26 protein-coding genes and 4 tRNA genes are annotated in these 26,240 nt (G+C 49.9%); 22 read left to right on the top strand and 8 right to left on the bottom strand.

The features are described from left to right. Nucleotide 1 precedes the first annotated feature (1 nt). Nucleotides 2-1,297, top strand: a complete 1,296-nt coding sequence (gene serS / locus CWI69_RS03535) for a serine--tRNA ligase (protein ID WP_126761930.1) — start codon at nt 2-4, stop codon at nt 1,295-1,297. Here the strand turns inward: serS and CWI69_RS03530 are convergent. The 5 genes from CWI69_RS03530 to CWI69_RS03510 are packed head-to-tail and all read right to left on the bottom strand — an operon-like array spanning nt 1,294 to nt 3,378. Then, nucleotides 1,294-1,623, bottom strand: coding sequence for a TusE/DsrC/DsvC family sulfur relay protein (locus tag CWI69_RS03530; RefSeq protein WP_126761928.1), 330 nt, complete (start codon nt 1,621-1,623; stop codon nt 1,294-1,296). The two genes, serS and CWI69_RS03530, sit on opposite strands and share 4 nt — an antisense overlap. Nucleotides 1,624-1,642: 19 nt before the next feature. Continuing rightward, nucleotides 1,643-1,978 (bottom strand): hypothetical protein, encoded by a 336-nt coding sequence (locus CWI69_RS03525; RefSeq protein ID WP_126761926.1) that lies wholly within the window; start codon nt 1,976-1,978, stop codon nt 1,643-1,645. Between the two features lie 3 nt (nt 1,979-1,981). Then, a complete protein-coding gene (locus CWI69_RS03520; protein WP_126761924.1) occupies nt 1,982-2,329 on the bottom strand; it encodes a DsrE family protein in 348 nt (115 codons plus the stop codon). Then, on the bottom strand, nt 2,329-2,697 hold the full coding sequence (locus CWI69_RS03515; protein ID WP_157984232.1) for a DsrE family protein: 369 nt from the start codon (nt 2,695-2,697) through the stop codon (nt 2,329-2,331). Before CWI69_RS03515 ends, CWI69_RS03520 begins: the two co-directional genes overlap by 1 nt. Before the next feature lie 6 nt (nt 2,698-2,703). Beyond that, nucleotides 2,704-3,378, bottom strand: coding sequence for a Bax inhibitor-1/YccA family protein (locus CWI69_RS03510; protein WP_126761921.1), 675 nt, complete (start codon nt 3,376-3,378; stop codon nt 2,704-2,706). A gap of 196 nt (nt 3,379-3,574) precedes the next feature. On the opposite strand from CWI69_RS03510, the gene CWI69_RS03505 reads away from it, so the two are divergent. The 12 genes from CWI69_RS03505 to CWI69_RS03450 all read left to right on the top strand — a co-directional run bounded on the left by CWI69_RS03505 (nt 3,575) and on the right by CWI69_RS03450 (nt 12,034). Then, nucleotides 3,575-3,666: transfer RNA gene (locus CWI69_RS03505), tRNA-Ser, on the top strand. Nucleotides 3,667-3,772: 106 nt separating this feature from the next. Continuing rightward, a complete protein-coding gene (locus tag CWI69_RS03500; protein ID WP_126761919.1) occupies nt 3,773-4,567 on the top strand; it encodes a thioesterase family protein in 795 nt (264 codons plus the stop codon). 217 nt (nt 4,568-4,784) lie between these two features. Continuing rightward, nucleotides 4,785-5,471, top strand: a complete 687-nt coding sequence (locus CWI69_RS03495) for a LuxR C-terminal-related transcriptional regulator (protein WP_126761917.1) — start codon at nt 4,785-4,787, stop codon at nt 5,469-5,471. After that, entirely contained in the window at nt 5,446-7,317 is a 1,872-nt protein-coding gene (uvrC, locus tag CWI69_RS03490; RefSeq protein WP_126761915.1) for an excinuclease ABC subunit UvrC, read from the top strand. Before CWI69_RS03495 ends, uvrC begins: the two co-directional genes overlap by 26 nt. Nucleotides 7,318-7,333: 16 nt before the next feature. After that, nucleotides 7,334-7,882, top strand: coding sequence for a CDP-diacylglycerol--glycerol-3-phosphate 3-phosphatidyltransferase (gene pgsA / locus CWI69_RS03485; RefSeq protein WP_126762831.1), 549 nt, complete (start codon nt 7,334-7,336; stop codon nt 7,880-7,882). A gap of 79 nt (nt 7,883-7,961) precedes the next feature. Continuing rightward, nucleotides 7,962-8,036: transfer RNA gene (locus CWI69_RS03480), tRNA-Gly, on the top strand. Between the two features lie 8 nt (nt 8,037-8,044). Continuing rightward, nucleotides 8,045-8,118: transfer RNA gene (locus tag CWI69_RS03475), tRNA-Cys, on the top strand. A gap of 31 nt (nt 8,119-8,149) precedes the next feature. Further along, a tRNA-Leu gene (locus CWI69_RS03470) sits at nt 8,150-8,236 on the top strand. Nucleotides 8,237-8,375: 139 nt separating this feature from the next. Beyond that, nucleotides 8,376-8,606, top strand: coding sequence for a hypothetical protein (locus CWI69_RS03465; protein ID WP_126761913.1), 231 nt, complete (start codon nt 8,376-8,378; stop codon nt 8,604-8,606). Nucleotides 8,607-8,653: 47 nt separating this feature from the next. Next, nucleotides 8,654-9,247: a CBS domain-containing protein gene (locus CWI69_RS03460; protein ID WP_126761911.1), complete on the top strand. Its 594-nt coding sequence runs from the start codon at nt 8,654-8,656 to the stop codon at nt 9,245-9,247. An 82-nt stretch (nt 9,248-9,329) separates the two neighbouring features. Continuing rightward, entirely contained in the window at nt 9,330-10,820 is a 1,491-nt protein-coding gene (locus tag CWI69_RS03455; RefSeq protein WP_241971048.1) for an FMN-binding glutamate synthase family protein, read from the top strand. 11 nt (nt 10,821-10,831) lie between these two features. Continuing rightward, nucleotides 10,832-12,034, top strand: a complete 1,203-nt coding sequence (locus CWI69_RS03450) for an MFS transporter (protein ID WP_126761907.1) — start codon at nt 10,832-10,834, stop codon at nt 12,032-12,034. Here the strand turns inward: CWI69_RS03450 and CWI69_RS03445 are convergent. Continuing rightward, entirely contained in the window at nt 12,011-12,928 is a 918-nt protein-coding gene (locus tag CWI69_RS03445; protein WP_126761905.1) for a LysR family transcriptional regulator, read from the bottom strand. The two genes, CWI69_RS03450 and CWI69_RS03445, sit on opposite strands and share 24 nt — an antisense overlap. An 85-nt stretch (nt 12,929-13,013) precedes the next feature. Between CWI69_RS03445 and CWI69_RS03440 the strand changes: the two genes are divergently transcribed. From CWI69_RS03440 to CWI69_RS03430, 3 genes are read left to right on the top strand one after another with little or no spacing between them, the layout of a single operon-like run. Then, on the top strand, nt 13,014-13,664 hold the full coding sequence (locus tag CWI69_RS03440) for a LysE family translocator (protein ID WP_126761903.1): 651 nt from the start codon (nt 13,014-13,016) through the stop codon (nt 13,662-13,664). A gap of 49 nt (nt 13,665-13,713) precedes the next feature. Continuing rightward, on the top strand, nt 13,714-14,598 hold the full coding sequence (locus tag CWI69_RS03435) for a 6-carboxytetrahydropterin synthase (RefSeq protein ID WP_126761901.1): 885 nt from the start codon (nt 13,714-13,716) through the stop codon (nt 14,596-14,598). Beyond that, nucleotides 14,591-15,427, top strand: coding sequence for a M23 family metallopeptidase (locus tag CWI69_RS03430; protein WP_377094409.1), 837 nt, complete (start codon nt 14,591-14,593; stop codon nt 15,425-15,427). Before CWI69_RS03435 ends, CWI69_RS03430 begins: the two co-directional genes overlap by 8 nt. On the opposite strand, the gene CWI69_RS03425 is transcribed toward CWI69_RS03430, so the two are convergent. Then, the gene (locus CWI69_RS03425) at nt 15,424-17,202 is read right to left on the bottom strand and encodes a M61 family metallopeptidase (protein ID WP_126761899.1); all 1,779 of its coding nucleotides are present in this window, start codon (nt 17,200-17,202) and stop codon (nt 15,424-15,426) included. The two genes, CWI69_RS03430 and CWI69_RS03425, sit on opposite strands and share 4 nt — an antisense overlap. Nucleotides 17,203-17,346: 144 nt before the next feature. Between CWI69_RS03425 and CWI69_RS03420 the strand changes: the two genes are divergently transcribed. The 3 genes from CWI69_RS03420 to CWI69_RS03410 are packed head-to-tail and all read left to right on the top strand — an operon-like array spanning nt 17,347 to nt 20,137. Then, nucleotides 17,347-18,423, top strand: a complete 1,077-nt coding sequence (locus CWI69_RS03420; protein ID WP_198678874.1) for a sensor histidine kinase — start codon at nt 17,347-17,349, stop codon at nt 18,421-18,423. Next, nucleotides 18,423-19,250 (top strand): LytR/AlgR family response regulator transcription factor, encoded by an 828-nt coding sequence (locus CWI69_RS03415; protein WP_126761897.1) that lies wholly within the window; start codon nt 18,423-18,425, stop codon nt 19,248-19,250. The genes CWI69_RS03420 and CWI69_RS03415 overlap by 1 nt, the downstream gene beginning before the upstream one ends. 29 nt (nt 19,251-19,279) lie before the next feature. Then, entirely contained in the window at nt 19,280-20,137 is an 858-nt protein-coding gene (locus tag CWI69_RS03410; protein WP_126761895.1) for a DUF6279 family lipoprotein, read from the top strand. Here the strand turns inward: CWI69_RS03410 and pyk are convergent. Further along, a complete protein-coding gene (gene pyk / locus CWI69_RS03405; RefSeq protein ID WP_126761893.1) occupies nt 20,130-21,566 on the bottom strand; it encodes a pyruvate kinase in 1,437 nt (478 codons plus the stop codon). The genes CWI69_RS03410 and pyk overlap by 8 nt on opposite strands. Before the next feature lie 175 nt (nt 21,567-21,741). Here pyk and CWI69_RS03400 point away from each other — a divergent pair, with 175 nt between their 5' ends. The 3 genes from CWI69_RS03400 (at nt 21,742) to CWI69_RS03390 (ending at nt 26,149) form a co-directional block, all read left to right on the top strand. After that, a complete protein-coding gene (locus CWI69_RS03400; RefSeq protein ID WP_126761891.1) occupies nt 21,742-23,187 on the top strand; it encodes a glyceraldehyde-3-phosphate dehydrogenase in 1,446 nt (481 codons plus the stop codon). A gap of 77 nt (nt 23,188-23,264) precedes the next feature. Further along, nucleotides 23,265-24,395, top strand: coding sequence for a M14 family metallopeptidase (locus tag CWI69_RS03395; RefSeq protein WP_126761889.1), 1,131 nt, complete (start codon nt 23,265-23,267; stop codon nt 24,393-24,395). 68 nt (nt 24,396-24,463) lie between these two features. Next, complete coding sequence (locus CWI69_RS03390) at nt 24,464-26,149, top strand: alanine/glycine:cation symporter family protein (protein WP_126761887.1); 1,686 nt, start codon at nt 24,464-24,466, stop codon at nt 26,147-26,149. The last annotated feature ends 91 nt before the right edge of the window (nt 26,150-26,240 follow it).

Raw genomic sequence — 26,240 nt, 5'->3', positions numbered from 1 at the left:
CATGTTAGACGCCAGGTTATTTCGTAGTGAACTCACAGAAACCGCAGCTCGCCTCGCCGAAACGCGGGATTTTTCTTTAGATGTCGTGCAACTTCAGCAGTTGGAACAACGTCGTAAGGAACTTCAGGTCCGTACTGAGAACTTACAGGCAGAGCGTAATGCACGATCCAAAGCGATTGGTAAAGCCAAAGCTCAGGGCGAAGACATTGAACCGCTGCTGGCCGCTGTAGATGATCTTGGTAACCAGCTCGACCAGGCGAAAGCTGATTTAAATGATATTCAGGCGGAATTGCACCAGATCATTTCTGGTGTACCTAACCTTCCTGACAGTTCCGTGCCTTTGGGTAAGGATGAGGAAGACAATAAGGAAATCAGCCGCTGGGGTGAGCCGCGTGATTTTGAGTTTGAACCTAAGGATCATGTAGACGTCGCCCATGAGCTTGCGCAGGGCATGGATTTCGCTCGCGGCGCCAAGCTGGCCGGGGCGCGTTTTGTCGTGCTGCAAGGGGCCATTGCCCAGCTGCACCGGGCGTTGGCGCAGTTTATGCTGAACCTGCATGTGAATGAGCACGGGTATACTGAAGCTTATGTGCCGTACCTGGTTAATCACGATACTTTGTTTGGCACCGGTCAGTTGCCTAAGTTTGGCGAGGATCTGTTTCATGTCCAGGGCGCGACAGAAAATCAGGTGCCGATGTCATTGATACCAACAGCAGAAGTTCCGCTGACTAATTTGTGGCGTGACGAGATTGCTGATGAAGATCAGCTACCGCTGCAATACGCGGCGCACACGCCATGCTTCCGTAGTGAAGCAGGCTCTCATGGCCGTGACACCCGCGGCCTGATCCGCCAGCATCAGTTCGATAAAGTCGAGCTGGTCTGGCTGGTGAAGCCGGAAGACTCAATGGCGACCTTAGAAACCCTTACTGAGAACGCTGAGCGGGTGTTACAGCATCTTGAATTGCCGTACCGTAAAGTTCTGCTCTGCACTGGCGATATGGGCTTTGGCGCCTGCAAAACTTACGATCTGGAAGTCTGGCTGCCGAGCCAGCAAACCTATCGCGAGATCAGTTCGTGCTCAAACATGGGTGACTTTCAGGCGCGTCGTATGCAAGCACGATTCCGTCGTAAGGGGGCAAAAAAGCCTGAGTTAATGCATACGCTTAATGGTTCAGGTCTTGCGGTGGGCCGGGCTCTGGTCGCGGTATTAGAAAATTACCAGCAGGCGGATGGTTCAGTAAAGATCCCAACCGTACTGCAGCCTTACATGGGTGGTAAAAACGAGATAAAAGTTTAAATACACTTCGCTGGTTTAGGCAGCCCGGCAATACGGGTTGCCTGCTTTGCCGGACCCTTAGGAAATAATCGGTACAGGTAGCGACTATTGGCTTTGTCCGCACCTAAGCGCTGGCCTATCGCTTTTACCAGCACCCGCATCGCCGGACTGGTGTCAAATTCCTGATAAAAATCACGGACAAAGTTAACCACTTCCCAATGCGCCTCAGTGAGTTCAATACCCTCTAATTCAGCGATATGCCGGGCAAGCTCAGGGTTCCATTCATTAAAGTTGGCAAGGTACTCGTGTTTATCTGTGGCGTACTGCTGACCGTTCAGTTCAAACATAGTTGTAGGTTACTTAAAGTTAAGCAAAGTAGGTGACCAGTTGCGATTGTAACGTCAGTTCTACCCAGCTTGCATCATTTAGCTGCATGATAAATGCGGGAAAGGGCAGTTCATTGAGTTCCGCTACTGTATCACGTAACGCCTGGATCTCTGTTTGAATGGCATAACAGGTATACGGAAACTGAGCCAACTCATCCGGCTGCTGCCAAAGTTGCACCAGCGCGGTTTCGGTAAGTATCAAAATCACCTGTTGCTGTAGCGCTGATTCCTGCAATAAAGCAGAATCATGCTTAGCCAGAGGCCAGCTGCGAACATAAAAAACAGTTTGTTCGGTTACCGCTGGAGCGTCAAACATAAGCTAGAACCTTATCACTTTACTGCTGGAGGCAAGCAACTGGCTTAATTCGCTATAACTGACGGTCTGCACGTCGCAGACGAAATCTTCGGTATTAAGCTGTTGTTGCGCGAGTTCTTCCGTCACAACGAGCGGCGGCGGGCAGTCATACAACTCCATCAGCGCATAACGTTTTTGTAATGAGCGCTCGTGGCGACGGGCGTCATGGCCAGTTTGCAACTGACGCAGCGCCTCACCAAGCACGACCAACTGCGGATTGAGCTCTAAGGTTGCAAGTGCCAGCAACATATCCTGACCGTGCCACGTTGCCAGAGCATCAGGCTGCTGACTTTGTACAATAAAAATGCTCATCAGAATTGCACCACGCGCTCGGCTTGCGCTACAGCCATACTGAACTCAGTCAGTCCGCCCAGTTCATAAGCAGAGTGCAGGTGCGTTGCCTCAAGTTGGTAATCGTTTTCGATGACGGTTGAACAGACGATCAGTGGGAAACCATGTTTTTGGCTTAAGCGCACCCATTCAGCGGCAACGGGTGTCAATTGTTGATCCTGATCCAGCTGCGCGTGCAATACGCCAGCCTGATAGAAAAAGACATGCTTTAACGTGTGGCCTAACGCAAGCGCAGCCTGGGCGTAGGTTAACGCTAACAGGCTGCGGGTCGAAGGCGGTGCTGCGGCGGTTGAAGGTGCCGCATGCACCGAGATGACAAGATCAGTCACAAGCAGTTATTCGTCGCCACCAAAGGCCATCAGAATATGCAGTAAGCTGACAAAAATGTTGTAGATGGACACATACAAGGTCACTGTGGCCAGTACGTAATTGCGTTCACCGCCATGAATGATCGAGCTGGTTTGCATCAGAATGGCACCGGCTGAGAACAGGATAAAGAGTCCTGACAACGCCAGACCAAGTATTGGCATATTCAGAAAGAAGTTGGCAATAAACAGTGCGATGATAACGAAGAAACCCGCCACCATCATACCGCCTAAGAATGACATATCTTTTTTAGTGGTCAGCACGTACGCGGATAACGAGAAGAAAATCAATGCAGTACCGCCAAGTGCGGTCATAATAATCTCAGCACCATGCGGACCAATGGCATTCACCATACTCAAGATAGGGCCAAGGGTGTACCCCATGAAACCTGTCAGGGCAAAAGTTAGCACCAGCCCCATCGTGCTGTTGGCGTTCTTATGAATAAGAAACAGTAGGCCATAAAAACCAACCAGGGTAATAATCAAGCCCGGGTGAGGTAAATTCATGCTCGCTGATAAAAATGCAGTAAAGGCACTAAAAGCCAGCGTTAACCCCAGCAACATATAGGTGTTTCGTAAAACTTTATTGGTCTGTATAACAGATTCACCACGTTGTGTGGTCGAAACGTGAACTTGGTTGTTCATTTCATTCTCCGATAATAAATAACTGTTCCCAGTGTATCTCAAAAGTGGGGGTGAGTCGCAATGCTTTCAAGTGAATTTTGTGTCTGATTGTATAAAATGACAGCAAACGGCCCGGAAGATTCAATTTTTTGCTTTACAACCGCGTTTCGGCTCTTTATCATTCGCTTCGTCTTGAGGCATACAGCCTTGTGACACCGGAGAGATGGCAGAGCTCGGTTTAATGCACCTGACTTGAAATCAGGCGTGGGTTCACACTCACCGGGGGTTCGAATCCCTCTCTCTCCGCCAAATTCCAGAAAAGCCCGCTACCTTGTTAGCGGGCTTTTTTATTGCCTCTTTCACATCTGGTCGTACCTGTTTATACTAAAAAAAACAAAAACCAGATGAGTCCGCTATGCAAAATTTTGACGCTATTCTCGCACAAATCACCGAAGCTGCTGAGCAAGAGATTCAACTACCAGAGGGTTGGGGGCAGGGGCGCGCGTTATTCGGAGGCTTAACTGCCGCCATCGCCTGGCGTCATGCCGCAGCTGGAGCCGCAGCTGACCAGCAGTTACGTGCTATGACCGTATCCTTCGTGGCACCTGTATTAGACGGTGCTGCCCAGCTGCAGCGACGAGTTCTGCGGCAAGGCAAGAATGTGACCCAGATTGCGGTAGAGATCATCCAGCAAAATGAAGTGGTGCTCGCGGCATTCCTGAGTTACGGTCGGGCGCGGAGCTCCGTGGTGCAGATGACGGATACCCCTGATCCTGATGAAGGTCAACGCGCAGAAGAAGGGCAAAGCTTTCCAGAGGGAGCTGCTGTTCCCGAGTTTACCCGTGCCTTCGATTATCGGGTCACATTGGGTGGCCTACCTTTCTGCGGCAGCAAAAGCCGCCAGTTTGGTGGCTATATGCGGTTTCGTGAACTCGACTCTGTGGTAAGCATCGGACATTTACTAGCGTTGGTTGATGCCTGGCCGCCAGCTTTACTCACCCATCTAACCAAGCCTACCCCGGCAAGTTCGTTAACCTGGACCATAGAGTTTCCAAGTGAACTTCCGGCAAAGTCATCACATGCCTGGTGGCACTATGTGGCTACAATTGATTATGCCGCAGACGGCTACGGACATACCCATGCGCATATCTGGGATGACGATGGTCAGTTGGTCGCAATCAGCCGCCAGACAGTGACGGTTTTTGGTTGAGGATTTCGCTAACGTCCGTGGCGAAGAAAAGCCTGGAATCAAATGAATAAAAACTGAGTTATTTTGACCTTTACAATGTAAAGATCCATGTATTTCAACAAAATTATCATATTTAATCTTGCGCATATTAAAGAGACAGGGCATATCTTGAAACGCACTAAAACGGGTTTAGTGTGAATGCCGAAATCTTTCGGAACTTTGGGATAAGGAAACTCACATGACGCAGTTCATTGTGGCAGTCCCTTCGGAACTGATCAGCCAGGGCATGACAACCGTCCTGGCATCTATGGAGTCGCAGTTTAATGTTGTCGCGATAGTTTTTAATCAACACCAATTGCGTGAGGCGATCCAGGCATCACCCTACGCAACCGTCATTCTGGGTAGTAGCTTATGTGGTGACGGGACCATCGAAATCTGGCGGCGCCTACAGCGTCGTTACACGGATATTCAATTGCTGTTATGGGCAGCTCGTTTCCAGGATGTGCTCGACTTTCAGTGCAACGTGGAACGGGTGGACGGCTTTTTGCTTGCCTCATCCAGCCTTGATGAATTCAAACAAGCATGCACCACACTCAGCCGTGGCCGCATGTACGTTGCTGCGAGCGTAGCAGAATATCTGGCCAAAAATCCCGCGCGGCAGAAGCAAACGGTGTTGCTTACCTGCCTGAGTAAACGTGAGATTCAGGTGGCGCAAATGATTGGGCAGGGCAAGCGTGTTGCCGAAATCGCCCGGCTACTTAATATCAGTAGTAAAACAGTAAATACCTTTAGGTACCGAATCTTTGATAAACTGCAGTTATCCGGAGACGTCGCCTTAACCCATTTGGCTATACAGACGGGTCTCGTCGAAATTGAACCAAAGGTAACCATTGTTTTAAATGAAGAAATCGAGGGAGCCATTTAACGCAAAGCAGTTTTTGCGTAGCCTGACCCATCAACCAGGCGTGTACCGTATGTACGATGCGTCAGGCGATATTATCTATGTTGGCAAAGCCAAAGACCTGCGTAAGCGCGTGGGCAGCTACTTCCGTGCTCAGGTCGATAGCCCAAAAACCCAAACCCTGGTCAAGCAGATCGTCGACATTGACGTTACTGTTACCAATACCGAAGCCGAAGCGCTGATCCTTGAGAATAATTTCATCAAGAAATATCGGCCGCGCTACAACGTTTTATTACGTGACGATAAATCTTACCCCTATATTCTGGTAAGCGAGCATCAGCATCCACGCCTGGCATTTCACCGTGGTACGCGGCGCGAAAAAGGCCGCTATTTTGGACCTTTTCCAAATGGTGTCGCGGTGCGCAACAGTTTACGCCTGATGCAGAAACTCTTTCCCGTGCGGCAATGCGATGATTCTTATTATCGTGCCCGTAGTCGTCCCTGTTTACAGTATCAGCTCAAACGCTGCCTGGCGCCCTGTGTCGAAGGCTATTGTACCGACACCGAGTACCGTGAGCAGGTAGAGTTGGCGACACAATTTTTGCAGGGCAAGAACCAGCAGGTCATCGATCGGCTGGTGATCAAAATGGAGTCCGCCAGTAGCGAACTGGAATTTGAACGGGCAGCGGGGTATCGCGACCAGATTGGTGCGCTAAGACAGATACAGGAGCGCAATGCAGTCACTGGTAATCAGCAGGAACTGGATGTGATTGGTTACGCCCGGCAGGGTGGTATTGCCGCTGTCCACCTACTCTTTATTCGCGACGGTTCAGTGCAGGGCAGTCGTAGTTATTTCCCGAAAGTACCGGCGAATACCGAAGACAGTGAGGTGTTATTGGCCTTCCTGTTGCAGTTCTATCTGAATGATCAGGTCGAACGCCGATTACCCAAAGAGATCATTTTACCTGAGCAAAATGCCGCAACAGTATTAGATCCCAATCAGGAATTAGCGGCGTTGGAACAGGCGTTAGCGCAACAAATACGCATGACCCACAGCGTGCGTGGTGAACGCCGCCAGTACCAGGTTCTGGCTCAGAAAAACGCTTTGAATGCACTGGAAAGTAAATCCCATCAGGCCAGTACTATGATGATGCGCACCCAGGCGCTGGAGCAGGTGCTTGATTTTGGCCGGCCAATAACGCGCATGGAATGTTTTGATATCAGCCATACTATGGGGCAGGAAACCGTAGCATCCTGCGTGGTATTCGACCAGCAAGGGCCAAAGAAGAGCGATTACCGGCGTTACAATATTAAAGGTATTACCCCGGGTGATGATTATGCGGCGATGGCGCAGGCTTTGCGGCGCCGCTTTGATCCTGTTAAAAATGCCAGGATTGATGCTGCGCCCATGCCTGATATTCTCTTTATTGACGGTGGTAAAGGCCAGTTAAGTCAGGCCGAGAACTATTTTGCTGACTGGTCGAGTGAAGTTGATAAAGCTGCGCCACTACTTATCGGTGTGGCCAAAGGTGAATCGCGTAAACCGGGATTAGAGACGCTGATATTGGCCGGTAGCCATGCCACTGTGCCTTTATCAGCCGATGCCCCTGCGTTGCATCTGGTGCAACATATCCGCGATGAATCACACCGGTTTGCGATTACCGGACACCGTCAGCGGCGGGCCAAAGTAAGAAGGACCTCGCGCTTAGAAGATATTCCTGGCATTGGCGCCAAGCGGCGACAAAAATTGCTGCAAAATCTAGGTGGATTACAGCAGGTAAAACAGGCTAGTATTGACCAACTTGCTGCCGTACCCGGTGTCAGCCGTGAACTCGCTGAAACCATTTACCATGCTTTTCGTGATGAATAAAGGACTGACAAACCCTATGTGGAATGTGCCAAATCTGCTCACAAGCTTCCGAATACTGCTAATTCCGGTGTTTCTCGGCATTTATTATTTACCCGGCAGTGATGCGAACTTTTGGGCGGCGTTTGTTTTTGCACTGGCTGCAATTACAGACGCGCTGGACGGTTATATCGCACGGAAATTTAATCAATTCACGAAGTTCGGTGAGTTTCTCGACCCGGTGGCAGATAAAGTCATGGTTGCCGCATCATTGATCGTCGTGGTCGAAACCTATGCGACCTGGTGGATCAGTATTCCCGCACTTGCCATCGTCAGCCGTGAGCTGGTGGTTTCGGCGCTGCGCGAATGGATGGCGAGAATAGGGCGCCAAGAGCACGTTAAGGTTTCCAACTTAGGTAAGTTCAAGACAATTGCACAAATGGTCGCGATTGGCGGACTCATCTGGGAAGCCAATACCTTTGTTGTAGTGCTGGCAACACTGCTGCTGTACGTCGCATTTGTGCTGACTTTATGGTCAATGTGGGAGTATTTGCGAGCAGCCTGGTCAGATTTAAGCCAAGTGGATTAAAAATAAGCAAACAAACCGCTTAATGGCAAAAAATCGTTGACCTTGCCGAAATAGACAGTAGAATGCGTCGGCACTGGATGCGGGAATAGCTCAGTGGTAGAGCACAACCTTGCCAAGGTTGGGGTCGCGAGTTCGAATCTCGTTTCCCGCTCCAAATTTGATGGCGGGATGGCAGAATGGCTATGCAGCGGATTGCAAATCCGTGGATCTCGGTTCGACTCCGGGTCCCGCCTCCATCGAATAAAACCTCAGGTAATACTTAGTTATGCCCGGGTGGTGAAATTGGTAGACACAAGGGATTTAAAATCCCTCGCTGGCAACAGCGTGCCGGTTCAAGTCCGGCCCCGGGCACCACTTTATTTAGCTTCTCAGCTTGAATTTAATTTCTTCCAGTCCCATATTTAATCCATCGAAATCTAATTTCTCTGGAACGCTCGTGTTCATCCGTCTGTTACTGTTCTTTACGCTTGTCAGCCTAGGCGCTACATCCACGGTGCAGCGTGCGACTTCGCATGACAGTGGTTATCAGGCCGCCAGCAGTGCTCCGCTTGCAGTATTACCAGTACCGAACAATGAAAGTGACAGTGATGCGGATCTGACGCTGCACTCTGCGATAACAGCACAACCTGTGTGTCAGAGTGTTGTTGCACGGCATACGCAGCAGCAGTTGCGCGTTACTTACTATTTAGTCCCCCAGCCACGAGCACCACCCAGCCACGCTTAATACAAGTTACCCAACCTTATTCAGTTAACTTTATTAAGGGGCTTTATATGTCCGAATTTCATACTCTTGCGTGGAAAAATACGCCCGCAAACTTACGTTTACCTGAACCCGTAACTGTCACCACGGGCAAACTTGACTGGCATGCACCTGCCAGTGCTGTGCTCGAAGATTTCAGCCGTAATCCGCCGTTGGTGCTCAAGGGCTCGTTGCGGTTACCAGAAGTTGAAGAGGCCTTCGACGGCGGTTCCGCTCGCTATGCTTGTGTTATTGATAATGATGGCGCAATTGCCGGTGTATTGATGGCACGTGAGCTGCACAGTCGGTATAGCGGTTCACTCTGTAGCTTATTACAACTGCCCTGGAGCCAGATTGAAGCGCGATTCCTGATGCAACCGTTGAATCGCATGCCGATGTTGACGCTCGCGCAGGTACAACGCGCCAAGATTGGCGATATAGCCGCAACCATGCAGGCGGCCAGCCGGGATTTTGTTATGGTCACTAATGACGGTGAGATCATCGGTTGGATTGCCGCGTTAAAGATCATGGAACGTACCGGTGAATCGGTAAGACTCTATCCAAAAGCAACAACTTTTGCAGAGGTATTCAGTGCCTTAAGGCATCCGGAGATCACGGATAGTTAGGCTTGTTGCGAAGCCCGCAGCCCTGTACATTAGAAGCAGCGAATCAGATTTTGAGGTGATTTTAATGACCGATAACCCATGGATGAACAGTGGTACGCTGCTTATCGTGGCCCAGTGGCTGTTGGGCTTGTTTGTGTTACTTATCATTGTCGGCATCATTTCAGTGGTGGTGATGTACATTGTTGATAAAACCCAAACCAAGCATACGATCCGTCATAACTTTCCCGTAGTAGGGCGGTTTCGTTACATTTTTGAACATCTCGGTGAATTCTTCCGGCAATACTTTTTTGCTATGGATCGGGAAGAGATGCCGTTCAATCGCGCGCAGCGCAGCTGGGTCTATCGCGCTGCGAAAAATGCTGATCGAACCCTGGCATTCGGTTCAACCCGTGACCTGACCAAAAGTGGCACCATCATTTTTGCCAACGCGCCTTATCCCCGTCAGACCGAAGAGAAAACCCACCCAGAACCCGTTCAAATCGGGCCTTTTTGTGATCATCCTTATGAACCCGTGTCGTACTTTCATATTTCAGGGATGAGCTACGGAGCGCTATCACCAGTCGCAGTTCGAGCGCTGTCGAAAGGAGCCAAGCTTGCCGGCTGTTGGCTCAATACCGGGGAGGGCGGGTTAAGTCCGTATCATCTTGAAGGTAAATGCGATGTGGTTTTCCAAATCGGTACCGCTAAATATGGTGTCCGTAATCATGACGGCTCGTTAAATGAATTGCGGCTGAAGGAGCTTGGCGAACATAAATTAATTAAAATGTTTGAGTTGAAGCTTAGTCAGGGTGCCAAACCTGGTAAAGGTGGTATTTTGCCGGCTTTAAAAGTTAATAAGGAAATTGCTGAAATTAGGGGAATTCCCGAGGGCGAAGACTCCATTAGCCCGAATCGTCATCCGGAAATAAAAACCGACGACGACCTGCTCGATATGGTCGGTAAGATCCGCAAGATTACCGGCAAACCAACAGGCATAAAGTTTGTCATGGGCGATCCCAGCTGGATCGATGAGCTGATTGATACCATTCAACGGCGTGGCAGTGAAGCGGCGCCTGATTTCATAACTTTAGACAGCGCAGATGGAGGAACCGGCGCGGCGCCGCAGCCGTTGATGGATTATGTAGGATTAAAGCTGTCTGAAAGCCTGCCTATTTTAATTGATAAACTCATCGCCGCCGGACTTAAAGACCGGATCAGGGTCATAGCCTCAGGCAAAATGATTTCGCCTGCGGATGTCGCATGGGCTTTGGCGATAGGTGCTGACTTTATTGTTTCAGCCCGCGGCTTCATGTTTTCGATTGGCTGTATTCAGGCGATGCAATGTAATAAAAACACCTGTCCGACGGGCGTTACAACGCATAATAAAAAGCTGCAACGTGGTCTCGATCCGGAAGATAAATCCGTGCGCGTCGCCAACTACCATAAGTACCTGGAATACGGCGTTAACATCATCGCTCACTCCTGTGGCGTTTCTGATCCACGGCAATTAAATCGGCGCCATGCTCGCGTTGTCACCCATACCGGCGATAGTGTGAGTCTTGCTGAGCGGTATCCACCAAAAGCACCAAGGTAGTTAAAATAAAGATGTTCAGGCAGTATTTCAGATTGCTGCGGCAACACCCGCAGTTTTTAGCCTTTGGGTTTCTGGCTACATTTTTCTCAAGCTTCGGACAAACCTTTTTGCTGGGCTTGTTTACCGATTCCTTCCGCACGGCGCACTCGCTCAGTCACGGAGAATACGGCGCTATCTATGCAGCCGCGACCTTTATCGGTGGGCTGTTGCTGATGCGCATTGGGAAGCAACTCGACAACGTAAGTCTGGCACAGTTCACCAGTTTTACCTTTATTGGTATTGCCTTATCTGCGCTCGTGATCACCTGGCCAATTCATTTAGTTACGCTTTTTATCGGGCTTGCCGGACTGCGGTTTTTTGGGCAGGGCTTTATGGGTCACATTGCCATGACCAGCATGGGCCGCTATTTCGTCGAACAGCGCGGTAAAGCGGTGGCGTTTGCGGGAATGGGATTTCCTTTAGGCGAGTTACTGTTACCGGTACTTATCGTTGCTTTGGTTGCCGCCTATGACTGGCAGGTAACCTGGTGGCTGTTCGCCGTATTTTTAATCTGTGGACTGCCAGTGATGCTCTGGTTGCAGACCCATAAACCCAAGAATGAAGTCCCCGCAGCGGTCAGTGCCCCTGACGAGGCCGCCGCACTGGAGGTGGCATTACGGCAGCGTGATTTGCTCCGCCAGCGAAAGTTTTGGGTGGTGCTCCCAGCCTTGCTGGGGCTTCCTTTTGTGGTTACGGCACTATTGTTAAACCAATTATGGCTGGCCGATCAGCAAAGCTGGTCTGTTGCAGCAACTGCTAGCGCAATTATGATTTTTTCTCTAAGCAGGGTGACGGTTTCTGTGTTCGCCGGCGACTGGATTGATCGCTTGGGGTCAAAGCGTTTCATTGGCTTAAATATCTTGCCGGTAACCTTTGGTACTGTGCTGCTGGCAGCCAATTTCGGGGTCTGGTCCTGGTGGGCTTTCCTGGGACTGGCGGGGGTCAGTGCTGGCATTAACTCGGCACTTTCAGGAACGCTCTGGGCAGAAGTTTATGGCACCAGGTACTTAGCAACGGTGCGTGCTTTAGTTCACGCCATGATGGTATTTTCTACCGCATTAGCACCGTTTTTAATGGGGATTCTGATTGATACCGGCTGGTCACCAACGGCAATCTTACTCACTTTCAGTGCGATTTTAGCCGCCGCCTGGCTAAACGCCCGGCGTCTGACTTAAAGCGGCCATACTCTGTTGCACGCGGTTAGCTAACCATTTGCTGAAGGCAATAACTGCAACGGGATGGCGTTCGCGTGCTTTCAGGCAAATATAAACGCCGGATTTTGCGGTAATTGCGGCTTCGGCCTGTAGTGGCCATTGATTAAACTGGGGATGTTGAGCGTAAAGCGTATTAATCAGGCTAAAACCCGACAGACTGGTGAGCAGATCAAGGCCAATGCTAGCCTTAGGAACACTTTGTACCGGGTAGGACTGGCTTAGCTGTTTGTGTTGCTTACAGAAAGCTTGCCATACCGCACTTGCCGGATTGGCATACCATGCCGCTGCGGCTGAAGTGGCCGTTGCCGGTGAGCCAATAGGGCAAAATTGCGGTTGATAAAGTAATTGCTGTTGTAAGCTGCGATCTTTAAGCTTGCCGCTGAGTACCGCCAGGTCGACTCGACCATGTTGTAACGCCTGGCCAATTTGCGACAGCTGAACATCTTGTTCATCTTCGGCATAGGTATCGACCTGGACCCGAATATGCGGATAAATTGCAGAAAAATCAGCCAGTCGTGAGGCCAGCCACCAACGTAAGAAAGTGTCAGGGACCAGTACCCGCAATGTGGTAAGCTCTTCGTCACCACAGGTCCGTGCTTGTTGCACGGCTTGCTCCAGCTGCTGAAAAAGACTGAGCAGCGTAGGTGCGAGTAGTTCACCGGCGGGGGTTAACGCATGAACCCGGTTATCACGATGAAATAATGGTGTGCCGAGCTGTTGTTCCAGAGTTTGAATATGGCGGGTAATGGCGGATTGCGAAAGCTCGAGTTGTTGTGCGGCATGCTTAAATGATGGCGCGTTTGCGGCCACAGCAAAAACTCTCAGGGCGTTTAACGAATAGTCTTTCAAGCTCACGGTAGCAACCTTTTCGCATTAAAATGAATTTGCAGTTAAGTAAATTTGTATTGCGTAAATTTAAACTTTATAGAGTCACTGAGCAATGTATTTACGTGAATTTATCGAAATAGCTATTTTGCATTTTCTCGCAGTTGCCTCCCCGGGGCCGGATTTTGCCGTTACTGCGCGCTACAGCCTGGCCTATGGACGTCGCATCGGGCGTTGGGTGGCCGCAGGTATAGGCGTCGGAATTCTTGTCCATATCGCGTACTCGCTGTTGGGGGTGACCTTAATTATTCACCGTTACCAATGGGTTTATGCGACATTGTTGCTGCTCGGTGCCTTGTATCTGGGCTGGATTGGCTGGCAGGCGATAAAATCGCAGCCACGCAACGCGCAACCTGATGCCGCTGCTGCGGCTGGTGAGCTTTCCCGACGTAAAGCCTTTCGCGTGGGATTTATCACCAACGGCCTGAATGTCAAAGCAACACTGTTTTTTATGGCGCTGTTTACTGCGGTAATTAGCCCCGAAACACCGACATTGCTAAAAGTCGGTTATGGACTTTATATGGCGGTTGCTACCGGGCTCTGGTTTGTGCTGCTTGCCACCTTACTGACGGTGCCGGCATTCTATCAGCGCATCTGGCACTACGGACATTGGCTTGACCGGGTTATGGGAGTGTTACTGTTACTTTTGTGCTTCAAGCTTATCGTCGACTGGTTTGCGGTAATTCAAGTTCTCGTCAAGACCTGATGATGCTATTATTGGCAGCGATAAAACCTAGTTTCCAACAGAGATTTCTATGCAGTTATTTGTAAACGATCTGACGGTCATTGATTTTTCCTACCTGTGTCCTGAACGTGGCATCGTGGGAGAAAGTTGGATCGTTGATATTGTGCTTGATGGCAGCCTGAACGAACAGTCCATGGTATTGGACTTTGGCCGGGTAAAAAAACAGATTAAGCGGATCATTGACGATGCCGTGGATCACAAACTCGCGGTACCGGCGAATCATCCATACACTCTGGTGACGCACGACGCCGATGACAGCTGTTACTGGGTTGATTTTTTGCGCCCGGAGCAAGGTTCCATCCATTTATTCTGCCCAGCCGATGCCTTTGCGTTTATTGATGCAGAGCAGGTAACTATGGCATCCATCAATGCCTATTTGCGCGCTGTCATCAAGCGTGAGCTACCCGGCAATGTTGCCGGGCTGGAAGTGACTTTGCGCGCGGAAGAAATCGAAGGTGCTTATTATCACTACACCCATGGTTTGAAAAAGCACGATGGCAACTGTCAACGTATTGCCCATGGTCACCGTTCCCGCATACAAGTCGAGCTAGACGGCGCCCGTGCTCCTGCGGTTGAGCAAAGCTGGGCTGAGCGATGGCGCGATATTTATCTTGGCTCCAGTGAGGATGTCAGTCCGGTGGCCGCGTTACAACGCTCAGCTGAAGCATTAAAGTGCAGCGATGAGACCCATGTTGGCTATGGTTATGTAGCTGATCAGGGGCGCTTTGAACTGATTGTGCCAAAAGCGGAAAATTACATTATCGACAACGATTCAACAGTGGAATGCATTGCCGAATATCTGGCACAGGCCATCCACGCTGAACTTAAAGATAAGGCTGCAGTGACGGTTAAGGCCTACGAGGGCGTAGGTAAAGGAGCTATTGGCTATGCCTAAAGTAAAGATGTTTATTACTTCACTGCTGGTGTTGCTGGGGCTAAATGCCGTGAGCTATGCCAGCGAAGCTGCTGAGCAGGACGTTATCGAATTAACCGGGGCGACAACCTCAGGTGCGCTCATGGTTGGTAAAACCGACCCGGCAAATTCAGTTAGCTTAAACGGCGAGCAACTGACAGTTTCTGCGGAAGGGGTGGTGGTGTTTGGATTTGGCCGCGACGCGACCGGAACACAGGAATTAGTTGTTACCCGCCCCGGTGGTGAACAGATAACCCGGCAGCTCGATTTAGCGCCGCGTGAGTATAAAATTGATCGCGTCGAAGGGGTACCACAGCGCACTGTCACGCCAGACCCTAAACAGGTCGCTCGTGCCAGAGAAGAGGCCACTGCAGTGTGGCGGGCCCGGCAGACCTTCAGTCCGCGGCATGATTTCCTGACACCTGTGATTGAGCCTGCGCAGGGCCGCATCAGCGGCGTCTACGGGAGTCAACGTATCTTTAATGGTGAGCCACGCAATCCACATTTTGGGCTTGATGTAGCTGCGCCAACGGGGACACCGGTTAAAGTGGTGTGGCCGGGGCAGGTGGTATTTGCTGCAAATGACTTATTTTATTCCGGCGGTACCATTATCGTTGACCATGGCCACGGCGTTACCACCACCTATATCCACCTGAGCAGGGTTGATGTCGAGGTTGGTGATGAACTTGTTCAGGGCTCTGTCATTGGTGCCATTGGTGCGACCGGCCGGGCGACCGGACCTCACCTTGACTGGCGCGTTAACTGGCGCAATGTGCGGCTTGATCCGGCGCTGGTGCTGGAACACTTTTAGGTGGCTAACGCCAGCCAGCCTTGTGCGCGCTTACGATCGGCAACAGTAAGAATATAATTATTGGCTTTTGGTGCCTGCCAGCGCAATTCCAGGGTCAGTAATTCATCGCGGCGAAAGGCGTGCACGGTAACCACATCATCGGGCTGGTAACGCTCGAACACTTCACGCATGTTGGCGTCAGTCACCTGCAGGTTATCAATCGCAATGATCCTATCCTGGGCACTTAAACCTGCCTCATGGGCAGCTTCATCAGCAAACACCACCTGTAATTCCAGCCCCGCAGCGGAGCCTTTAAATTTAGCGCCTAATGCCACAGGAAGGGGCTGTGCTGCTGGCTTACCACCAAAGCCGGTATCATCCTGCGGCGGGCGGCGTTGCACATCAATACCGAACTGTTCCAGCAATTCGATCATTGGCAAGGGTTCCGTCGTAGTTACCGCACGTTCAATAAAGGCGCCCAGATGCAACTCGTAGGTAGCGGCGAGAAACTCGGCAAAACTGGTGTCTGTGGTGCCTTGCTGATTGGCGCCGTAGGCTTGCCAAAACTTGGCCATGACCTGTGCCAGCGTTATCCGGCCATCGCTTTCCAGGCGAATCATCAGATCCAGGCATAAAGCGATTAACGCACCTTTGGCGTAGTAACTGACAATGGAGTTTGGCGCGTTTTCATCTTGCTTGTAGAAACGATTCCAGGCTTGCAAACTGGAATCACCGACCGTATGACGATCCACCCCAACACCGCGGTGAACCCGTGCCAGGGTATCGCCGATAAGGTTCAGATAAGTGTTGGCGTCAATTAAGCCCGCCTGATGTAACACGTAATCGTCATAATAAGAGGTAATACCTTCATAAAACCACAGCTGTCGCGTGTACTGCTCGGCATCCAGTCGATAGGGGATGAAGTCTTTTGGCTTCAGGGTTTTTATATTCCAACTGTGGAAATATTCATGACTGCAAAGGCTTAAAAATGTCCGGTAGTCACTGTCGATGGTCTGGCGAATACCTTTGCTGACAAGATCTTTGCGGCTACAGACTAAAGCGGTGGAGTTGCGATGTTCCAAGCCGCCAAAGCCTTTACCCACAACCATCGTTAGAAACAGATAATTTTCAAAGGGCACTTGTTTGTCGAACATATTAATCTGATGCTCGCATATTCGCGCCAGATCACCGCAAATTCGCTCATAATCAGCGAAGTTTCTTCCAGCAGTAACGAACGCATGCTTTTTGCCACCGGCGATGAATTCATGAATATCAAGCTCACCAAGCAAAAACGGATAGTCAATTAAAGATTCGTAATCGTCTGCCTTAAAGGTACCAGCCGCAAAAGCATCGCCAGAGCGGCGCGGCATTCCCGTGGCAACCTGCCAATGGGCTAATTGCTGAGGCAGCACCACCGAAAGCTCAACGGATTCTTTAGTATGGCCGTTAACCGCGAGACACAGGCTTGAGTTGTTAAAGAAACCGAAAAACTGATCGAGGTAAGCGCTACGAACGGATAAATCAAAGGCATAGACCTGATAGTGGATCTGCACCGTTGCATCGGTAGGCGCAACGCGCCAGGTTTGCTTATCAATAGCGGTAATTGCCAGCGCTTGGCCATTGGCCTCGGCATGCAAATCAAGAATGTTCCTGGCAAAATCCCGAATCATGTAACTACCGGGTATCCACGCGGGAAGTTTGAGTTCTAATGCCTCATGTTGCTTTGGCGTCACCCGAATTGTGACAGCAAATTGATGTCCGTTAGGGTCAAGGGGAGTGATTTCGTAATGCAGCACGGCGACCTCTTTGATTTCAGCTTATTTAGAAAAAGGTTAGCACGGCAGAGACACGCTATACAGTGGGTTGTCTGCGATAAATGAACCGACAGCGACGACAACTACCGGTATAATCGTTACACCACTAAGATAACGGCTGTAACAATGATGGGACGCTGGCAAGCTTTATTAGATGATCGAAACCGGTTTTTCTGGGTGCTGCAGGCAGCTGGCTGGAGCGGTTATGCACTGGTGCATTACATCGGCTCACTGATGCACGAAATGCGTGACATCTATGCCATTATTATCCTGCTTGGTGCCTATGCCGGTTTTTTGTTAACCGTTCCACTGCGCTATTTGTATCGTCAGATATGGGACAGCAAGCCCTGGTTCCTGATTTTGGTTGTACTTGGTTCCGCCTACGCCAGCGCCAGTATCTGGGCCGTGATTGATAATGCAACCTACTGGGAAATCTACAAATTCGGATTCCGACCCGAAAGTAACTGGTTTTACTTTAAAAATACCACCGCTAAGTTTTATATCATGCTGAGCTGGAGTGGCCTTTACTTTGGTATTAAGTACTACCAGATGCTTCAGGATGAGAAACAAAAAGCCTTAATGGCGACATCTATGGCGCATCAGGCGCAATTGAAGATGTTGCGTTATCAGCTTAATCCACATTTTCTGTTTAATACCTTAAACGCGATCTCGACGTTAATCTTGATCAAGGAAAACGAGCTTGCCAACCGCATGATGACCAAATTAAGTTCATTCCTGCGCTTTTCGTTGGATAACGAGCCGATAAAAAAGATCCCGTTAGCGCGGGAAATTGAAGCCTTGATGTTGTATCTGGATATCGAGAAAGTACGTTTTGACGAGCGCCTCAAAGTCACTATTGAAGTCGATGAGAGCGTCGAAAATGCGCTGGTTCCCAGTCTCTTCCTGCAGCCATTGATCGAGAACTCGATTAAATATGCCATCGCCAAAATGGAAGAGGGTGGTGAGGTTATTGTGCATGCAGAGCATGAGGGTGAGGATCTTGTGGTCGTTATTTCCGATAACGGACCTGGCGTAAAACAGCCGGCCGACGATTTAGTCAACCGGGGCGGTGTTGGCCTTGCAAACACACGCGATCGATTGCAAGCCTTGTATGGTAAGCGTTACTCATTTACATTATCAGCTAACGAGCCCAGCGGCATGCGTGTGGAAATTCGCATTCCTTTCGAACAGGTTGACCTTTAATGACTAGCAAAATTCGTACACTTATTGTTGATGATGAATCGCTTGCGCGCCGTGGTCTGACTGTGCGTTTGCAGGAATTCCCGCAGGTTGAGCTGCTCGACGAATGCCCGAATGCCCGTCAGGCGCTGGAAAAGATTATTGAATTAAAGCCGGATTTAGTTTTCCTCGATATCCAGATGCCGGGTATGAATGGCTTTGAGCTACTGCGCGAGGCCAAGGCCCGCGGTGCCGAATTGCCCATCGTAGTTTTTGTCACAGCCTACGATCAGTACGCCATTAAAGCGTTTGAAGTGCGCGCCATCGATTACTTATTAAAGCCTGTTGATCATGATCGGTTACGTCAGACTTTAAGCCGGGTGGAAAAAAATCTCGCGCAACGTGAACGCGATCAGCAACAGCAACGTATGCTTAATTTACTTGCAGATGCTACTGGTGAAGATTGTGAAGCGATTCTGAAAAAATTAGCTGACAACGAAGATGTCGGTCATGTTCGCTATCCTGAACATATTGCGATTAAAGAAAGTGGGGAAATTACCCGAGTCGCAATAAACTCCATTGAATGGGTTGATGCGGCGGGTGATTACATGTGTATTCATGCAGGAAACGAGACGCATATTTTGCGCCGTACCATGAAAGAACTCGAAGATGAGTTGAATCCGAACCGTTTCCAGCGCATTCATCGCTCGGCAATTGTTAACTTAGAACAAATTGAAAAACTCTGCAGCCGGCAAAATGGTGAATACCATATTGTGTTGAAAAATGGCAAAGAACTGAAAGTGAGTCGCAGTTACAAAGAACGTATTAAACGACTGATTCTTACAACCTAACCTATCTGTAAAAGGGAGCAACAAACCCCATGTTAAAAGTTTTACTTGGTCGTGTTTGTTTGCTTTCGTTGCTGCTTATTCTCGGTGGTTGCTCAACCCAATTTGGCTACCGTTTTGCCGATACCTTTGTCGAATGGCAATTGGCGAAATATGTCGACCTATCCGGGCAACTCGAAGACAACGTCGATCGCAGTATTGATGAACTTCATCTATGGCACGCCCGCACACAGTTACCCCGCTACCGGACCATGTTGGACGAACTGATTGTCACCCTTGATCAGGACGAACTCGGGGCACGCGATATTATTAGTTACAGCGATCGGCTTTTTGACTTCTGGGCGACCATTCGCAATCAGCTCGAACCTTATGCGCTAACCTACCTGCCGCAACTCTCTGTTGAACAGCGGGAACAGCTCATCAGCAATTTACATGAGCGGCTTGAGGAAGAACGCGAAGAAGATGCAGAACTTGACCCGTCGGAGCGACGCAGAGAGCGTCTCGAGCGAACCCTGGAACGCGCAAAAGAGTGGTTAGGTCCGTTGCAGGCAGAGCAGCGCACCTTGCTACGGCGCTGGCTTGATGACCGGGTAAACAACGAGGCGGAATGGCTGGCGTACCAGGAGACCTGGCTGGAGCTTTTTGCAACAACACTGCGAGACCCTGCGGCGCCGGATTATGCCGATCGCATGAGCCTGTTGATTACAGCGCCAGACGGTCTGCGTAGCCAGGTCCTGGTTGAAGCTAACCAGTATAACCGGGCGCTGACCCAGCAATTACTGCTGGATCTTTACCAGACACTTTCCTTTGGGCAAAAGCGCCACTTGCGCAATAAGTTAGCCGACTATCGCGCAACCGTTGATAGTCTTATCAAAAACTTTGCTACTTAACCTCAATGATTTTGCAGGTATTGGTCGAGCCGACGGTTTCCATCACATCACCATGCGTCAGTACCACCAGGTCGCCGGTTGCCAGATGGCCACGGGCCTTAATTTGGGCAATAGCGTCGTAGACTAAATTTTCGGGCTTACTTTTGGTCGAATCGAAAGCTACCGGATAAACGCCGCGATACAACGCGCAACGGTTACGGCTTTCCTGATGGCGTGATAGCGAGAAGATCGGCAATATGGTGTGGATGCGGGACATTAATTTTGCCGTTGACCCGGACTCGGTTAACGCAATAATGGCTTTGACCCCCGTCAGATGCGTTGCCGCGTACATGGAGGTTATTGCCGTCGCTTCCTGAATATTGGTAAAGGTCTCTTCCAGTTCGCTGTTATCGATCCGCGCCGAAGGATGGGTTTCCGCACCCAGACAAATTTCCGCCATTGCTTTTACGGTGGCTACCGGGAACTTGCCGGCTGCAGTTTCCGCCGACAACATGACGGCGTCAGTGCCATCCAGCACGGCGTTGGCAACGTCCATAACTTCCGCCCGCGTTGGCATTGGATTTTCAATCATCGATTCCATCATCTGTGTGGCGGTAATAACAACTTTGTTGAGTTGGCGCGCCCGCTCGATGATACGTTTCTGCTTACCGACCAACTGAGCATCGCCAATTTCCACACCGAGGTCACCACGGGCAACCATTACCGCCTCGGAGGCGCGAATAATGTCGTCGAGTGCAGCGTCCGTGGCCACTGCTTCTGCGCGTTCGATTTTGGCGCACAACATGCCAGTACCGTTTGCTGCGCGAAATAACCGGCGCGCCTCATGCATGTCTTCACCTGAACGCGGAAACGACACGGCTAAGTAATCCACCCCAATCTGGGCAGCTAATTTAATATCGTCATAATCTTTTTCTGTTAACGCAGCGGCTGACAAACCGCCACCAAGGCGATTAATGCCTTTGTTGTTGGAGAGCTTGCCACCGATAGTAACAGTGGTGTGTACTTTGGCTCCCTCGACCCGTTCAACCTGCAAACGAACACGGCCGTCATCCAATAGCAGAATATCGCCTGGCTGCACATCTTCAGGCAGTTCTTTGTAGTCGATACCGACGCTTTGTCCGGTTCCGTCATTGGTACCCAGTTCAGCATCCAGAATAAAAGTATCGCCCTCGTCAAGGGTGACCGTGTCATGTACAAATTTCGCGATGCGAATTTTTGGACCCTGTAAGTCACCAAGGATGGCCACATGAGTTCCCAGCCGCTCGCAAATCGAGCGTACCATGGCTGCGCGCTGTTGATGATCTTCCGGCTTACCGTGAGAAAAGTTTAAACGGACAACATTCGCACCTGCTTTAATTAACGCTTCGAGCGTGCTTGGGTCATCAGTTGCGGGACCTAATGTCGTCACAATTTTGGTACGGCGTAACATGGTAAACTCCTCGGTGGGCAAGCCTTTTAGTATGCTTTGAAATCAATAAACAGGTCGCAGATTATATCACGCTGATACTGAGGATACAGAGTTTCTGGCACTGAACCGGTGTTTTAAGTACAATAGCGCGCACTTTTTGTTTATCTTCTTTCCAATGCAACGTAAAGGTAATCGCATGAGTGATCAGCAGCAGGATATGACCCTTCAAAGCTGGCAGGAACGCCAAGAATACGCAGAGCTAATGCAGCCATTAATCGGCCGTCTGTACCGCAACTACGGCGTCGAAATTTTAGTTTATGGCCGTTCTCTGTTAAATGTCGACACCATTAACATTATCAAGGCGCATCGCCTTATCCGCCGGCATGAGGGTATCAAACTGCGGTTACGTGAGAGCTTCCCTTTCATTGAAGCTCTGGCCAAAATGAAGCTTGCACCGGCCCGTGTCGACTTAGGTAAATTAGCTTTTAATTATTTACACAAAGACGCCGGCAACGGTGCTTCTATAGAAGATTACTTACATCGTGAGCTGGTCGACATTGTTGATAAAGCAGACGAAATTCCCGCGCAGGATGTGGTGCTCTACGGATTTGGCCGCATTGGTCGACTATTAGCTCGCTTGCTGATTGAGCGTAACGGCAGCAATAATAAAATGCGCTTGCGTGCGATTGTTGTCCGTGGTGGACGTGATGGTGACCTGGAGAAACGTGCAAGTCTGTTGCGTCGTGATTCAATTCACGGGCCGTTTAACGGCTCAATCACTGTTGATCATGAAAATTCTGCGATCCGTGCCAATGGCACCAGCATTAAGGTCATCTATTCGAACGGCCCGGATCAGGTTGATTACACACAGTATGGTATCAATGATGCCATCGTCATCGATAACACGGGTATCTGGAAAGATGAAGCGGGCTTAGGTCTGCACCTTAAATCGAAAGGTGTAAAGAAGGTTCTGTTAACGGCTCCTTCAAAAGGCGCAATTAAAAATGTCGTGTACGGCGTCAACCACCGCGATATTCAGCCGGACGACCTAATTGTCAGCGCGGCAAGCTGCACCACCAATGCCATCACCCCAGTCCTGAAGGTGATTAACGATAATTATGGCATCCGTAATGGCCATGTTGAGACCGTGCATTCCTACACCAATGACCAGAACCTCATTGATAATTATCACTCAGCCGAACGGCGGGGACGGTCAGCGCCATTAAATATGGTTCTGACCACTACGGGCGCCGCAAAAGCTGTGGCAAAAGCATTACCTGAGCTGGCTGGCAAGTTGACCGGAAATGCGATTCGGGTGCCGACGCCGAATGTTTCGATGGCGATTATGAATCTGAACCTGAAGAAAGAAACCAGTAAAGAAGAGCTCAATAGCTTTTTACGTGAGCAGGCTTTACATTCTGACTTGCAAGCTCAGATCGATTTCACAGCCTCAACCGAAATCGTATCAACTGACCTGGTTGGTTCGCGCTATGCCGGCGTCATTGATTCCCATGCCACCATCGTAGACGAAGACCGGGCAGTGTTATATGTTTGGTATGACAATGAATTCGGCTACAGTTGCCAGGTGATTCGTGTGGCGGAGCAAATGGCTGGCCAGCAACTTATGAACTTGCCGGTGTAATACGGTTTTTTCTCTACAAAAGCGCCTTATGGCGCTTTTGTTTTGAACTAAATATATAAACTACAGGAAATAAGCGAATGTTTATCACTGCCCAATTCGATAGCGGTAATATCGAAGTTATCGACGCAACCAATGAAGATGCCATTGAGCTGCAGATCCGCAAGGATCATCAATCAGATTTTTATCAATGGTTTCACTTTAAACTCTATGGCGAAGTCGGTGCTGAACACGTCATGCGCATTACTAATGCCGGTGATTCAGCTTATCCTGATGGCTGGAAAGACTATTCAGCGGTAGCTTCCTATGACCGCGAAACCTGGTTCCGTGTACCTACCAGTTTCGATGGCAAAACACTTACCATTCGCCATACCCTTGAGCAGGAAAGTGTTTATTTTGCGTACTTCACACCATATTCCTATGAACGTCATCAGGATCTGATTCAGTCCGCGCAACAATCAAGTTTGGTTGAACACGTCTGGCTTGGCGCGACACTTGATGGTCGCGATATGAACCTGCTGGTGATCGGTGAGCCTTCCGATGCGAAGCGCAAGATCTGGGTGACTGCACGCCAGCATCCGGGTGAGAGCATGGCAGAATGGTTTATTGAAGGTTTACTTGGGCGTCTGCTTGATGATGAAGATGGTGCGGCGCGGAAGTTATTGCAGGACACGGTATTCTATGTCGTACCTAATATGAACCCTGATGGCAGCGTACGCGGTCATTTACGCACCAATGCCGTCGGCACCAACCTGAATCGCGAATGGCAGGAACCGTCGTTAGAACGCAGCCCGGAAGTTTATTATGTCTTGCAGGCAATGCAGGAAACCGGCGTTGATTTGTACTTAGATATTCACGGTGATGAGAATTTACCTTATAACTTCCTTGCCGGTTGTGAGGGTGTTCCTTGCTATGATGCCAGCCACGCAAAACTGGCGCAGCGCTTTAAAGATACTTTGTTAGCCATTACGCCAGAGTTTCAGGTTGAACATGGCTACGAGGTCGACGGCCCGGGTGAAGCAAATCTGACGGTGGCAAGTAATGCCGTAGCAGAGCGTTTCAATTGCTTAGCGTTCACTCTGGAAATGCCGTTCAAAGATAATGCGAACCTGCCGGATGAAGACTTTGGCTGGTCGGCAAACCGCAGTGCACAATTAGGTGCTGATGTACTCAGTGCGGTCTATGCTGTTGCAAATAACTTGCGCGATTAATTCGCGCAAGTTAGCTTTACCACAATAACCACAATAAATAACGATAACAATTGGACAAGGGGGCTACCTTGGAAGCCATCAATAACTTTCTTTTACTGTTGGACAGCTATCTTGGTTCAGCGGCCTATTTCCCATACATACTGCTGGGTGTAGGTATCTTTTTCACGCTTTACCTGGGTTTTCCGCAAATCCGTTTTTTCGGACATGCCTGGAAAGTCGTCACCGGTAAGTTCGATAAAAAGGGCGCAAAAGGGGACACCAGTCACTTTCAGGCACTCTCAACAGCCCTTTCGGGCACCGTAGGTACCGGTAACATTGGTGGTGTGGCGCTGGCGATCTTCCTCGGTGGTCCTGCCGCATTATTCTGGATGTGGATTACCGCCTTTTTGGGTATGACGACCAAGTTTGTAGAGGTCACACTCTCACATAAATACCGGGTGCAGACCGAAGATGGCACTATGGCAGGTGGTCCTATGTATTACATGGATCGCCGCCTGAACATGAAGTGGCTCGCAGTGATTTTCGCTATCGCCACCATCATCAGCTCCTTCGGCACAGGTAATATGCCGCAAATCAACAACATCGCTCAGAGTATGCAAATGAGCTTTGGCGTTGATCCAATGCTGACCGGCGGTATCCTGGCGATTCTGTTAGCCATGGTTATCATTGGCGGTATTAAGCGCATCGCCGCGGTCACCTCGCGCATCGTGCCGATCATGGGCTTGCTGTATGTGCTGGGTGCATTCAGTGTTATTTTCTACAATCTGGATCAAATTGGCCCTTCTTTTGCGGCGATCTTCACTGATGCCTTTACCGGTTCAGCGGCGACAGGTGGTTTCCTTGGTGCAACCTTCGCCTATGCGTTCAACCGCGGTGTTAACCGGGGCTTGTTCTCAAACGAAGCGGGTCAGGGTTCTGCGCCAATTGCGCACGCGTCAGCGCGGGCGGATGAGCCAGTGTCAGAAGGTCTTGTATCTATCCTCGAGCCCTTCATCGATACCATTATCGTTTGTACCCTAACCGGCCTGGTGATTTTGTCTTCAGGGGTTTGGAACCAGAAACACGAAAACGTATTCTCGCGTACCGACCTTGAGATTGTCGCTGGTAGCTACAATGATAATAACGAAGCAGACCGGACAGCGCTGTACCACTATTTAAACAGTACTGACCAAAACACCATCGAAAAATATACCGGCATCATTGAGGTGCAAGGTGGTGAAGCTGTTAATAATGGTTACACCATGCTGCATGCGCGTTCTGTTGCTGAAGATGTGCGCTTTATCGTGGCCGGCGAAGATCCATATTCGGGTACCTTGCGCATCGAAGATGGCCGCTTAATGAAAGAGGACATCGTCATCATGGGCGAGAGCCTGGTCCATTCCGCAGCCTTGACGTCCATCGCCTTCAGTAATGGTTTCCTGGGAGACTGGGGCGAGTATATTGTTCCTATCAGCTTACTTATGTTTGCATTTTCGACTGCGATCGCCTGGTCTTATTATGGCGACCGGGCGGTGGTCTACTTATTCGGCCAACGCGGGGTAATGCCATACCGCATCATCTACGTAGCTGGCTTTTTCATCGCCTCGTTTGCGGATACTACCCTGGTATGGACATTGTCGTACGTTGCGATTGTACTGATGACCTTGCCTAACTTACTGGGCATCATGCTGTTGCGACGCGAGATGAAAGATACCGTCAAAGCCTACTGGCAGGATTTTGATGCCGAGCAAGCGAAAAAGAAAGAAGAACAGTAATTTGCTCTTTGATCTTAGAGGAACCCGCGCTTCGTCGCGGGTTCTTTTTTAACTGAGCAGGGATCCATGCTTGAATTTAGCGCCCAAACCC

Source organism: Pseudidiomarina halophila, from assembly GCF_003987215.1.
In the GTDB taxonomy this organism is placed as follows: Bacteria; Pseudomonadota; Gammaproteobacteria; order Enterobacterales; family Alteromonadaceae; genus Pseudidiomarina; species Pseudidiomarina halophila.
Note: the sequence above shows the minus strand (reverse complement) of the source record. Positions and strands in the feature narration are given on the sequence as shown.